Genomic DNA, 12,890 nt, shown 5'->3' on the forward strand with positions numbered 1-12,890 from the left:
CGAATGCAGATATGGCATAAAAGTTCCGATATCCCGGCCGATATCGGCTCTACCGTTGTTACTATTGGAATTTTTGATGGCGTACACAAAGGCCATCAAGTCGTGGTTCAAGAAACGGTGAAGCAAGCGCGTGAACGAGGCTTGAAAGCAGTTGCTTTAACCTTCGATCCCCACCCGCGTATCGTGCATAACCCTGACGCCCCGATGCCGCTGATTACCTCACTTGCTGACCGGTTAGAACGCCTAGAGGCTGCAGGTATCGATGCGGTTTTTGTTCAGCACTACACATTGGAGTATGCAAACCAGGCTCCGGAAGAATTTATCGAGTCCCAGCTTGTAGGCATGCTTCACGCGTCGGTTATTGTGGCGGGTGAAGATATTCATTTTGGCCGGCAAAACACCGGCGATGGTCAATTGTTGCGCACCTTCGGAACGGCTATTGGATTAGAAACTGTCATTGTTGATGACGTATGTAATTTAGATGATGGCCGCCGATGGTCTTCGACGTGGGTGCGAGATTTGTTGCGTGCTGGCGATGTACGCCAAGCTGCGGAAGTGTTGGGCCGTCCGCATCGGATCCGTGGAATAGTCCAGCATGGGTTTAAGCGTGGCCGGCAGTTAGGATTCCCGACGGCGAACCTGCCAGGCGTAGGTGTTGGCGAAATTCCGGCCGACGGCGTGTATGCCGGTTGGCTGGTGCGTACTGTTCCAGAAACGAAAGCTACCGAGCATTTGCCGGCTGCTATTTCGATTGGCACTAATCCGCATTTTGATGGGGTAGAGCGCACGGTGGAAGCTCATGTGCTTGGGCGTAGTGACCTGAACCTGTATGGGGAAGAAGTTGCTATCGACTTTATTGATTATGTACGTCCGATGATGAGTTTTGGTGAGCTTGATGGATTACTCTGCCAAATGGATGACGATCTGCGAACTGCTGCCGATGTGCTGTCTGTACCGGTAGCTGGGCGGGTCGATCCGGAATCAGTGACCGCGCATTAAATGAGGTACCCAATCTCACAGTGCTCAATTCGGGCAGAATTTCAAGCCGTGGTAGAATCGAACAGCCGTTGGATCGGCCACGGAGTGTCATCGCTCGAGAGAACAAGCCTCGGGCTCCGTGCAACAAGGATGAAAAGGAGTGATCGTATGGCTCTATCTGCAGAGCGTAAGAACGAAATCATTAAGGAATACGCAACTCACGAGGGCGATACTGGTTCTCCAGAAGTCCAGGTTGCAATTCTGTCTGCCCGTATCAAGGAATTGACAGAGCACTTCCGTACTCACAAGCATGATCACCACTCACGTCGTGGTCTGATGCTTCTCATCGGTAAGCGCAAGCGCCTCCTCGGCTACCTCGCCGCAGAAGACATCGAGCGTTACCGTTCATTAATCTCCCGTCTCGGCCTGCGCCGCTGACGTCAAACTTATCGGCCCGGCCGCCACGGTTCGGGCCGATAAGTTTAATGTGCGCCTTTCACCCCATAAAGGCACGTAATCGCGTAGAATAGATTACGTAACTGGCGGCCCGTCGTCGTCAATATGCATAATACGCCCAGTGTTGTGCACGGCGCTTAGCGCCTACGGAAAACCGCGTACCTCGCCGGTACGCATCGAAGATAAAGAAGCTGCCCGCGAGGTTCGGTCCTCGGTTATGGTGAACGGAAACTAGTGAAAGTTAGCCTGTCCGTTCATGAGAATCGATGACCGCACCGGGGCGATAACCGTAAAGGAGATCCCATGGAGGGTCCAGACGTAAAATTTGCTGAAGCCGTTATTGATAACGGATCATTTGGCACTCGAAAGATTCGTTTCGAAACAGGCTTATTAGCTCGGCAAGCTGCCGGTTGTGCAGTGGCATACTTAGATGATGAAACCACCGTATTGTCAGCAACTGCTGTATCAAGCCAGCCGCGCGAACATTTTGATTTCTTCCCGCTCACTGTAGACGTCGAAGAACGTTCATACGCTGCCGGACGAATCCCCGGATCATTCTTCCGCCGTGAAGGTCGTCCAACCACTGATGCTATTTTGGCTGCCCGCCTCATTGACCGCCCACTACGCCCAGCCTTCGTTAAGGGCTTGCGTAACGAAGTCCAAGTTGTGGCAACCATCCTCACCATTCACCCAGATGACGCATACGACGTCGTAGCCATCAACGCTGCGTCGATGTCCACTCAGCTGTCCGGTTTGCCATTCTCTGGCCCCATCGGTGGCGTTCGTATCTCCCTCATTGACGGACAATGGGTAGCCTTCCCGCGCTGGTCAGAAATTCCACGCGCAACCTTCACCATGGTTGTTGCTGGACGTATCGTAGGCGACGACGTCGCTATTATGATGGTCGAAGCAGAAGGTGGCGAAAATGTTATTGATAACATCGCCAAGGGGGGCGTTAAGCCAACTGAAACTGTTGTTGCCGAAGGCCTCGACGCTGCTAAAACCTTCATCCGCGTATTGTGTGACGCACAGGCAGAACTTGCTGCTCAAGCAGCTAAACCAACCGAAGAATACCCACTCTTCCCATCCTACGAAGATGCCGAATACGAAGCAGTTGCTGCAAAGCTTGGCAACCGTTTCGCCGAACTATGGGGCATCGTCGATAAGCATGAGCGCGATGATGCTCTCAACGAGCTTACTGCCGAAATCGTTCAATCCCTCACCGAAGAATTCCCAGAGCGTGACCAAGCACTGGCACTAGCAGTTAATGCACACTGGAAGAAGGCAATGCGCGAACGCGTCCTGACCACCGGTGAACGTATGGACGGGCGCACCCCAGTTGAAATCCGTACCATCACCGCAGAATCTGGTATTTTGCCACGAGTTCACGGTTCGGCACTTTTCCAGCGCGGTGAAACCCAGATCATGGGTGTCACCACATTGAACATGCTCAAGATGGAACAGCAAATGGATAACCTTTCCCCGGTTACCTCCAAGCGCTATATCCACCACTACAACTTCCCACCATACTCAACCGGTGAAACCGGTCGTGTAGGAACACCAAAGCGCCGCGAAATCGGTCACGGTATGCTCGCAGAGCGCGCACTCGTGCCAGTTTTGCCATCGCGTGAAGAGTTCCCATACGCTATCCGTCAGGTCTCCGAAGCCCTCGGCTCAAACGGTTCGACCTCGATGGGTTCGGTCTGTGCATCAACCATTTCGTTGATGAACGCCGGTGTTCCACTGCGCGCAGCAGTTGCCGGTATCGCTATGGGTCTTGTTTCTGGCGAGATCGACGGCGAACAGCGTTACGTTGCATTAACCGACATCCTCGGTGCTGAAGACGCCCTTGGCGATATGGACTTCAAAGTTGCTGGTACCCGTGACTTTGTCACCGCTCTCCAGCTTGATACCAAGCTCGATGGCATCCCAGCTGAAGTTTTGGCAGGAGCACTTGGTCAGGCGCATGATGCTCGCCAAGCAATTCTTGATCTCATCGAAGAAGCAGTTCCAGAACCAGAAGAAATGGCTCAAACTGCACCACGCATCATTTCCGTCAAGATCCCAGTTGACAAGATCGGCGAAGTCATTGGACCGAAAGGCAAGATGATTAACCAGATCCAAGAAGATACTGGCGCGGATATTACCATCGAAGATGACGGCACAGTATTCATTGGTGCAACCAATGGAACGTCTGCTGAAGCTGCCCGTCAAACCATCAACCAGATCGCGAACCCAACCATGCCAGAAGTTGGCGAACGCTTTGTCGGAACTGTTGTCAAGACAACCACCTTCGGCGCATTCGTTTCTTTGGCTCCAGGTAAAGACGGACTACTTCACATTTCGCAAATTCGTCGCCTTGTTGGCGGTAAGCGTGTCGAAAACGTTGAAGATGTCCTCAACGTGGGAGATAAGGTCGAAGTCGAACTCGCTGAAATCGATCAGCGCGGAAAGCTTTCCTTGCACGCAGTTCTCACTGAAGAACAGCTCGAAGCTGAAAAGGCCGCCGAAGCCGAGTTCAAGGCAAAGCGTGGCGAGCGCGGTGAACGTGGCGAGCGCCGGGAGCGTTCGGACCGGGGTGAACGCCGTGAGCGTCGCCCACGCCGTCGTACTCGCAAGGTTGAAGAATCGGCAGATTCAGCACCGTCAGCAGAGTCTGCTGAGTGAGCCGCCTAGGATAGTTACTTTAACTAGCTAATATGTAGCGGGACAGGGCTTCGGTCTTGTCCCGCTACATTATTACCTACCTAGCCATGATGCGGTGACGTAACATCCCAGTATTGGCTCATCTACTAAATGCAGTAGGATAGGTGAGTGCCGTTTTGTGTCTATACACATGGCTGACTTGTTCGTATGAGGGGGAATGAATGACCTTTACAACCGTGAACCTGCCGATGGATTCTTTTGAGACGTTAACTTTCATTGAAGACGGTATCGTTGGGCAGCGAACGATCTTGCCTGGCGGAGTGCGAGTGTTAACGGAAAAGGTTCCAGGACAGCGTTCAGTTTCAGCTGGTTTTTGGGTCAGTGCTGGATCGCGTGATGAGATTCCGGGACAAGAAGGCTCAACGCACTTCTTAGAACATATGTTGTTTAAGGGAACTGACACCCAAAGCGCCGCAGATATTTCCGCTTTGGGTGACTTCCTTGGCGGAACACTTAACGCCGCAACTGCCCGCCAGTACACCTCCTACTACGGGCGCGTATTTGCTGCAGATCTGCCACAGTTGATGGAATTACTTATCGATATGCTGACACGTTCGGTGTTAGATACCGAAGAAATGGAAACTGAACGTGGCGTGATTTTAGAAGAGCTGGCTGCATCGGAAGATGATGTAACGGATGTTGCCGAACATACGTTGCTTCCGCTAGTGATGGGGGATCACCCGCTAGCTCGTCCAGTTGGCGGTACACCAAGCACCGTCAGAGGATTACAGCACGGTGACATGTTGGATCACTATCATCGCAATTACCAGCCGCAGGAAATAATTTTTACTGCCGTGGGAGACGTTGATCATCGTGATTTTTGTGAATTAGTTCAGGCTTTGCTTCTTGGTGGTGGCTGGGTTCTCGACGACGGTGTGTTACCCGCACCGCGCCGGCGGGTTGCCGACATTTCCTATCCAGTTACAGGACAAGACGTACGAATAGAGCGTCCTGGAAGGCAGACTGCAGTAGCGCTGGGATGGCCAGGTTTGAAGATCGACGACGAACGAGAACACGCTTCTATGGCCTTGGAACTCATCCTCGGTGGCGGACCATCGTCAAGGCTCTTTCAAGAAGTACGCGAAAAGCGGGGGCTGGCATATTCAACATATGCCTGGCAAATGAATTCAGCCGAAGGCGGCGCCTTTTTCCTTGAAGCTCAATGTCAGCCAGAACACGCGGATGACGTAGCTGCGATTATGACCCAATGCTTAGAAGATATCGCGCGTGGGGGAGTATCGCAGCAAGAATTGTTAACGGCTTTTAATCAACGTCGAGCACAACTTGTTTTCTCTGCAGAAGCCAATGGGTTCCGGCGATCCCGGTTAGGGCAATCAGAGATTTTCCGCGGGGATATTTGGTCTATCGAGCATTCATTAGAAGCTTCTCGCCAAGTGAGAGCGGATCAAGTTCAGCAGTTAGCTGCTGATATCCTCCGCCGGCCGCGCTCGTCAGTCATTGTTGGTCCATAATAATTTACAACAAGGCCCACCATAAAAATTCAGCAACCTCGCTACCATCAATTTGCGCAACCCGGCGTAATGGGCGAGCTTGAAAACCTGATTGTGACAACAGATTTGTCATTTTATCGTGGCCTGCAATCACCCAGATATGTATTTCGGTAGCGCCGGCATCTTTTGCTATATCAGTCAGCGCAGCTAACATTCGAGGTTCGTGTTGCTGGGTGGCAAACCGTGAGGGAACATCGAATGCTTGAATCTCACGGGAAATCCGTTTCTTGCCGGTTTCTGAATCAAGACCGTCAGGATCGTCGTCGTCAAGAATAATTGGATCTGCCGGTGCGAGAACCGCGAAACCTTCCACGGTTTCATTCGCATCCGCAACGAGAACATGATAGCCGGGGATGGCTGGACGCGATAACGTATCGGTCCATGTTGAGGCGAGCGAACCGACGTCGAGCATCATGCGCACTTCACCACTAGCTGTTCGGCCTAAACCGGCGCTAATGGCTTCAAACATTGCCTCGGATTGAATGTGACCGATAGCTAGCGCATCTTGCGGAAGGGCTGGGCGGACAGATAATTTTTCACTACTCACATACTTATTGTCTCAAGTTCGTTCCGAGTTAGCGACTTGGTTCTGCCAAGGAAAGCAATCAGCTACAATAGATATTGTGAATGAATTATTGCCTCCAAAACTGCAGCCGGATACGGTACGCATCATCCCACTCGGTGGAATCGGTGAAATTGGCCGAAATATGACCGTCTTTGAGCTTAACGGGCGGATTCTTATTGTTGACTGTGGTGTGCTCTTCCCAGAAGAATCCCAACCAGGTGTCGATCTGATCCTCCCAGACTTTGATTACATTAAAGATCGGATGGATGACGTCGATGCTATTATCCTCACTCACGGGCACGAGGATCATATCGGTGCGGTTCCTTACCTTTTGCGCTTGCGTAACGATATTCCGATTATTGGTTCGGAACTAACTATTGCGCTCATTGAAGCCAAACTTGCCGAGCATCGCATCAAGCCGTATGTGATGGTTGTTCAAGAGGGCGACGTCGAACAAATCGGCCCGTTCGAATGCGAATTCATCGCGGTCAACCATTCGATTCCGGATGCACTTGCGGTGGCTATCCGCTCGGTAGCTGGCACGATTTTGCACACCGGCGATTTTAAGATGGATCAGTTGCCACTTGATGGTCGCATTACTGACCTGCGTACGTTTGCTCGACTCGCTGATGAAGGCATCGATCTGTTTATGGTTGATTCAACAAATGCTGAAGTGCCAGGATTTGTGCGTTCTGAAGGCGAAATCGGGCCGGTATTAGAAAATGTTTTTGCACAAGCCTCGGGGCAAATTGTGGTTGCCTCTTTTGCTTCGCACGTCCACCGTGTCCAACAAGTATTGAATGCTGCTGCGATATTTAACCGCAAGGTGTGTTTCGTGGGGCGTTCGATGGTGCGCAACATGGGGATCGCCGAAGAACTCGGATATCTAGATGTTCCTGATAATGTGCTCATTGATTTGAAGAATGCACATTCGGTTGCCCCAGAGCAGATTGTTTACATGTCTACCGGTTCGCAGGGCGAACCAATGGCTGTGCTTTCGCGTATTGCTAGCGGTAGCCACAAGACGATTTCAGTTGGGCCCAATGACACCGTCATTTTCGCCTCTTCGATGATTCCGGGCAACGAAAATTCGGTTTTTCGGTTGATTAACGGGTTGACGAAACTCGGTGCCCGCGTCGTCCACCAAGGAAATGCGAAGGTTCACGTTTCGGGTCACTCGGCCCAAGGGGAGTTGTTGTACTGCTACAACATTGTAGAACCTGAGTACGTGATGCCAGTACACGGCGAACCACGCCACCTGGTGGCCAATGGCGCTATTGCGGTCAAGACTGGTGTTCCTGCAGCAAACGTCTTGCTTACCGAGGACGGCTCGGTTGTTGACATGCATGACGGTAAATGTGCCATCGTTGGTGAAGTGCCGTGCGGTCACGTCTATGTTGATGGATCTTCGGTTGGTGAAATCACCGAAGCTGAACTCACCGATCGTTTGACGCTCGGTGAAGAAGGTTTCATCGCTGTTTTCGCAGTGGTTGACGGGCAAAAGCGCTCGATTATCGCTGGCCCACATATTCAAGCTCGCGGAATGGCAGAAGACGATTCGGTATTCGACAACATCTTGCCCAAGGTCACTGAAGCTCTGGAAGAGGCGGTCGCTTCCGAAGGTGCAACAACGTATCACATGCAGCAAGCTATGCGTCGCGTACTAGGCCGCTGGGCTGCCAAGTCGCTTCGCCGTTCGCCAATGATCATTCCAACGGTGATTGAAGCCTAAGTCGTGGATAGATAATGGTGGGCACCTCGGGTTGAGATGCCCACCATTATTTGTCTTTGCTTAGCGTCGAATAATGTTTTCGAGTTCCTCACCAGCGAGCAGGTGGCGAACTTGGCGTTCAATCAACCGCTTGAGGCGTGGTGCTAAAGCCTCCGAATATCCACCGTTATGCGCTGAGATAAGCACGTTAGGGTGAGAATAGAGAGGGTGAGTGGCCGGTAGCGGTTCCGGATCGACGACGTCGAACGCGAAGCGTAACCGGTCAGCATGCTTCACCATCGCATCCGTATCGACAATCACGCCGCGAGCCATATTCACAACCAACGCGTCATCCTTGAGCAAGCTCAAGAATTCGTCGTCAACCATGCCACGCGTCTCGTTCGTTGCTGGAACAATCAAAATAACAATATCGGCGTCCGGTAACAATTGCGGAAGCTGCGAGGTGGCGAAAACGTGCCCATCAGCGTCGTCACGTTCGCTACGGCCAACGCGCACCAGATCAACCTCGAATGGCGCCAAACGCTGAGCGATCGCCGTTCCGACGCCGCCTACGCCCACCAGCACTACACGCTGATCAGCTAAACCATGCGAATAGAACGTATCCCAGTTTCCGGCAGCCTGGGAGCGCACCGAACGTGGAATCTGGCGTTGCATCGCAAGGGTAAGCGCAAGCGTCAACTCCGCCGTCGACGTTTCATGAACAGTTTTCGCATTAGCTAAAACATGGTGCGCAGAAAGATGTGGGAGAACCGCATCATACCCGAGAGTCGAACATTGAAGATAGGTGAAATCGACACCGTCAAGATACTGATAATCCGGATTTCCACTAATCAATGGGGTAACAACTATGTCAATTTTCTGAACTGGTGCTGGGCCGCGGATATCCCAATCAACGATCTGAATATCGTCACCAAATTTTTCGAGAGTGCTACGAACAATGTCGTTGGGCGAAGAAACAATAAGAGTCATACCCTTAGCGTAATACACGTAAGCGATTTGGGTCGCAATCCATTCATTGACGGCGTGCCACATATGTGTTCTTGTGGATTTAGTTTTAGGCTATCGTTCAGTTATGCCCGTTGCATAGCTATGAGGAGGAAACATAGTGGCACGCTCCGGATCAGCCGAGAATTCACAACGTAAACCCAAAAAACCACAGCACGTGGAAGCAGAAGTAACCGATCCTACGCTCAGTGCTGCGGAACGTATTTTAGGTGGGCACGGCGGTCGCCTATTTATCCTGATGGGGTTGGCTATTGTTATAGCATTGCGTGAATGGTTTGGTCTTTCTGGTGCCATCGGACCAATTATTCACCACGCCACAGCTGGAGTTGTGGGTGTTCTTTCTATTTTTGTTCCAGTTTTGCTTATTGGCATTGTGGTTAAGCTTTTCCGCAGATCTCACGCTGAGACAACGCCGCGTGTGATGGTCGGTGGAAGTCTTATTGTGGCCGCTGTTGCTGGTCTGATCCATATTTTTATGGGTCAGCCAATGGTGACAGCCGGTTTTGCTAAAATCGAGCAAGCTGGCGGTATTATCGGCTTTCTAGTGGGTTCAGGACTAGCGAAATTGTTCTCCGTATGGGGTGCAGTTCCAATTTTAGTATTCGTTATTTTGTACGCTCTGTTGTATGCGACGGGGACATCAGTGCGGGATATTATTGAGTGGATTGGCGCTAAACGTGCACAGCGTGCCGAATTTGAGCCACATCATTCAGCATCAGTTCCTTTTGATCATCCAGAAGAAATCGACGATGATGCACCAGTTTCCCGGCTACGCCGGCCACGCAAGAAAACAACTGAGCCGACGCAGACTCAGATTGCGGAGCCAGATGTACAAGAAACGCCAGCACCTCAAGTTGCTAAACCAGCAAAGCCAGTAAATCCTCGTAAAATTGTGCCGACGGCGGTCCAGCCGGAGCGTAAAGCACCCAAGCCTGAGCCACTCCCAGAGCGAATTGAACAACTAGAGTTAGCTTCGAATATTACTTATACCTTGCCCTCGTTGGATTCGTTGAAACAAGGGCCACCGCATTTGGAGCGTTCGGAAGTAAACGATCGAGTGGTGGAAGCACTAACTCGGGTGTTTTCCGAGTTTTCGATTAATGCGGAAGTCACGGGCTTTTCGCGTGGCCCAACAGTTACGCAATACGAAGTTGAGCTTGGCCCTGGAGTTAAAGTTGATAAAATTGAGTCTTTATCGAAGAATATCGCCTATGCAGTTGCTTCGTCTGACGTACGCATTTTGTCACCGATTCCAGGTAAATCGGCTGTTGGTATTGAAATTCCAAATGCTGACCGCGAAACAGTTCTTTTAGGTGATGTTTTACGTTCGGCCGTTGCCCGCAAACAAACTCACCCACTCGTCGTCGGTGTTGGTAAAAATGTTGGTGGCCAATACGTCGTCGCTAATTTGTCAAAGATGCCGCATTTACTGGTTGCTGGAGCAACTGGTGCTGGTAAATCGTCGTTCATTAATTCGATGATTACCTCGATTATGATGCGGTCAACTCCGGAACAAGTGCGAATGATTTTGGTTGATCCAAAGCGCGTTGAATTAACGATTTATGCCGGTATTCCACACTTGATCACTCCGATCATCACCAATCCAAAGAAGGCAGCGGAAGCTCTTGAATGGGTTGTTCGAGAGATGGATCAGCGTTATGACGATTTGGCTGCCTACGGGTTTAAGCATATTGATGACTTCAATGCGGCGGTTAGAGAAGGTAAAGTTACGGCCCGTGAAGGCTCCCAGCGCACGCTTCAGCCATACCCGTATTTGCTTGTTGTTGTTGACGAATTAGCAGATTTGATGATGGTGGCGCCGCGCGATGTGGAAGCGTCCATTCAACGTATTACCCAGTTGGCGCGCGCTGCTGGTATTCATTTGGTGCTTGCTACTCAGCGTCCATCAGTTGATGTTGTGACCGGTTTAATTAAGGCAAATGTGCCATCTCGGTTGGCGTTTTCGACGTCGTCGGCAACTGATTCTCGTACCATTTTGGATGCGGTTGGTGCAGAGAAACTTATTGGTATGGGCGATGCGCTATTTGCTCCGGCTGGTTCAATGAAACCGATGCGTGTGCAAGGTGCTTGGGTTGACGAAGATGAAATCGCTGCAACAGTTAAGCATGTCAAGACGCAGATGCAGCCGACATATCGAGAAGATGTATTGCCGAAGCCGGGCGAAGTTAAGAAAGTCGACGACGAGATTGGTGACGATCTAGACGTTTTGTTACAAGCCGCAGAATTAGTGGTCAATACTCAGTTTGGTTCGACGTCGATGTTGCAACGAAAACTCCGCATCGGTTTTGCAAAGGCCGGGCGTATGATGGATTTGTTGGAGTCTCGGGAAATCGTTGGTCCGAGTACGGGTGGTAAAGCACGTGATGTGCTTGTCACTCCAGAACAACTCGATGATGTTATCGCTCTCATTAAGGGTGAAGATGTAGATTTGTCTGCCCCTCAAGCTGATGATGATTATGCTAGCGATGCGACTCAGGTTGTCGATACTGCACAGTATGCTGATGCTGAGGAAGGTACCGTAGTCATGCCGACAGATCGTTATGCGACTGATCCGCTAGCCGATACTGAGCAGAGCGATGTGGCACGTAATTGGTATGATGATGAACTTGACGATGAAGGTGAATCTGGCGAAGACGCATGGCAATTGACCGGGCGATAAGTTCCGTCCGGTGCGTTACCGACACTTTGGTAAGAAAACCTCTATGATATAAGGGTGAAACAACAGCGTATTTCTAATTTCAATATTGCTAACGTGCTCACTGTTATTCGGTTGATCTTGGTACCAGTGTTCATTGTGGCCTTTTTGAGCGTTACCGATGAGAGGTTGTGGCTGTCATGGGCAGTTTTTGCCATTGCCGCCATTACCGATAAACTCGATGGGCACTATGCTCGAAAATATAACCTTGTCACAGATTTTGGTAAGCTAGCTGATTCAATCGCTGATAAAGCCTTGATCATTTCAGGTTTAGTTTTGCTCTCGTGGCATGGGTATTTGTGGTGGTGGATGACGATCATCTTCATCGTGCGCGAGTTGGGTATTACCTTAATGCGTATGTTTATGGTGACGAAGAAAGTTATGGCTGCTGGTATAGGTGGGAAAATTAAGATGGTTGCCCAGTCTTTCGGCATCGCAGGTCTGATTTTGCCGTGGCATACCTTCTTATCTGCAACACTCACTGAGCTGTTTATCGGTGCGTCTTATGCGTTGATCGGAATTGCTTTGGTCTTTGCGATTAGTAGCGCAGTTGAATATGTTATTGAAGCACGTAAGATTAACGAAGAATCAAGTGAGAATGCAGTGTCTACGGTGGTTGAGAGCAAGTAGATAGCTGAGTGTTGGACGACGAATTAGCAGTTAGGGTTTTATCTCGATTAGCTCATGTAAAAATGACTCTTGCGGTTGCTGAATCACTTACCGGAGGTTTGGTGGCTAGTACTTTGGTGTCTGTGCCAGGTGCGTCGCGTGTATTTCGCGGTGGAGTTGTTACGTATGCTACGGATACCAAATCACAGGTGCTTGGGGTGGATTCTGCCCGTTTGGCGCGTACTGGTCCTGTTGATGAAATAGTGGCATGTGAGATGGCGGCTGGAGTGGGGCATTTGTTTGATGCTGATGTGGCGGTTGCAACGACTGGTGTTGCTGGGCCTGGTCCGGCCGATGGACATGATGCTGGAACAGTGTGGATAGGATTTTGCCAGCGTGGCGGGGGCTCTTGCGCTAAGATTTATCATTTTCAAGGTGATCGGCTGAGTGTGAGGGAACAGACAGTGAATGCTACTTTGCGCAGTATATTGTTGAATATTGAAGGTATTTAAGCTCGTGTGCAGGCGAATTTCAGTAAATTCACAGAATAGCTTGGGAAGATAATGGCATCAAGATGCGTTGAGTTAATTGATGAAAGCTAAAGCCGAGAGC

At 50.6% G+C, this 12,890-nt stretch carries 10 protein-coding genes; 8 read left to right on the plus strand and 2 right to left on the minus strand.

The window, feature by feature from the left end; all coding sequences use genetic code 11:
• Nucleotides 1-3 precede the first annotated feature (3 nt).
• The 4 genes from HC352_RS03030 to HC352_RS03045 all read left to right on the plus strand — a co-directional run bounded on the left by HC352_RS03030 (nt 4) and on the right by HC352_RS03045 (nt 5,612).
• Entirely contained in the window at nt 4-999 is a 996-nt protein-coding gene (locus HC352_RS03030; RefSeq protein ID WP_168917521.1) for a bifunctional riboflavin kinase/FAD synthetase, read from the plus strand.
• Nucleotides 1,000-1,146: 147 nt separating this feature from the next.
• The gene (rpsO, locus tag HC352_RS03035) at nt 1,147-1,416 is read left to right on the plus strand and encodes a 30S ribosomal protein S15 (RefSeq protein WP_168917522.1); all 270 of its coding nucleotides are present in this window, start codon (nt 1,147-1,149) and stop codon (nt 1,414-1,416) included.
• A gap of 321 nt (nt 1,417-1,737) precedes the next feature.
• Nucleotides 1,738-4,101 carry a polyribonucleotide nucleotidyltransferase gene (locus HC352_RS03040; protein ID WP_168917523.1) on the plus strand — a complete coding sequence of 788 codons (2,364 nt, stop codon included), beginning with the start codon at nt 1,738-1,740 and terminating at the stop codon, nt 4,099-4,101.
• Between the two features lie 200 nt (nt 4,102-4,301).
• A complete protein-coding gene (locus HC352_RS03045; RefSeq protein WP_168917524.1) occupies nt 4,302-5,612 on the plus strand; it encodes a M16 family metallopeptidase in 1,311 nt (436 codons plus the stop codon).
• A gap of 4 nt (nt 5,613-5,616) precedes the next feature.
• Here the strand turns inward: HC352_RS03045 and HC352_RS03050 are convergent, their stop codons facing one another.
• Complete coding sequence (locus tag HC352_RS03050) at nt 5,617-6,198, minus strand: hypothetical protein (protein ID WP_168917525.1); 582 nt, start codon at nt 6,196-6,198, stop codon at nt 5,617-5,619.
• A gap of 76 nt (nt 6,199-6,274) precedes the next feature.
• Between HC352_RS03050 and HC352_RS03055 the strand changes: the two genes are divergently transcribed.
• Nucleotides 6,275-7,948, plus strand: coding sequence for a ribonuclease J (locus HC352_RS03055; RefSeq protein WP_211080706.1), 1,674 nt, complete (start codon nt 6,275-6,277; stop codon nt 7,946-7,948).
• Nucleotides 7,949-8,008: 60 nt separating this feature from the next.
• Here HC352_RS03055 and HC352_RS03060 read toward each other — a convergent pair whose 3' ends face one another.
• A complete protein-coding gene (locus HC352_RS03060) occupies nt 8,009-8,980 on the minus strand; it encodes a 2-hydroxyacid dehydrogenase (protein WP_168917526.1) in 972 nt (323 codons plus the stop codon).
• 73 nt (nt 8,981-9,053) lie between these two features.
• On the opposite strand from HC352_RS03060, the gene HC352_RS03065 reads away from it, so the two are divergent.
• The 3 genes from HC352_RS03065 to HC352_RS03075 are packed head-to-tail and all read left to right on the plus strand — an operon-like array spanning nt 9,054 to nt 12,790.
• A complete protein-coding gene (locus tag HC352_RS03065) occupies nt 9,054-11,633 on the plus strand; it encodes an FtsK/SpoIIIE family DNA translocase (protein ID WP_168917527.1) in 2,580 nt (859 codons plus the stop codon).
• Nucleotides 11,634-11,687: 54 nt separating this feature from the next.
• Complete coding sequence (gene pgsA / locus HC352_RS03070; protein WP_247645222.1) at nt 11,688-12,299, plus strand: CDP-diacylglycerol--glycerol-3-phosphate 3-phosphatidyltransferase; 612 nt, start codon at nt 11,688-11,690, stop codon at nt 12,297-12,299.
• An 8-nt stretch (nt 12,300-12,307) separates the two neighbouring features.
• The gene (locus HC352_RS03075) at nt 12,308-12,790 is read left to right on the plus strand and encodes a CinA family protein (RefSeq protein ID WP_369801270.1); all 483 of its coding nucleotides are present in this window, start codon (nt 12,308-12,310) and stop codon (nt 12,788-12,790) included.
• The last annotated feature ends 100 nt before the right edge of the window (nt 12,791-12,890 follow it).

It is taken from the genome of Arcanobacterium buesumense (assembly GCF_012563545.1).
Taxonomy (GTDB): Bacteria; Actinomycetota; Actinomycetes; order Actinomycetales; family Actinomycetaceae; genus Arcanobacterium; species Arcanobacterium buesumense.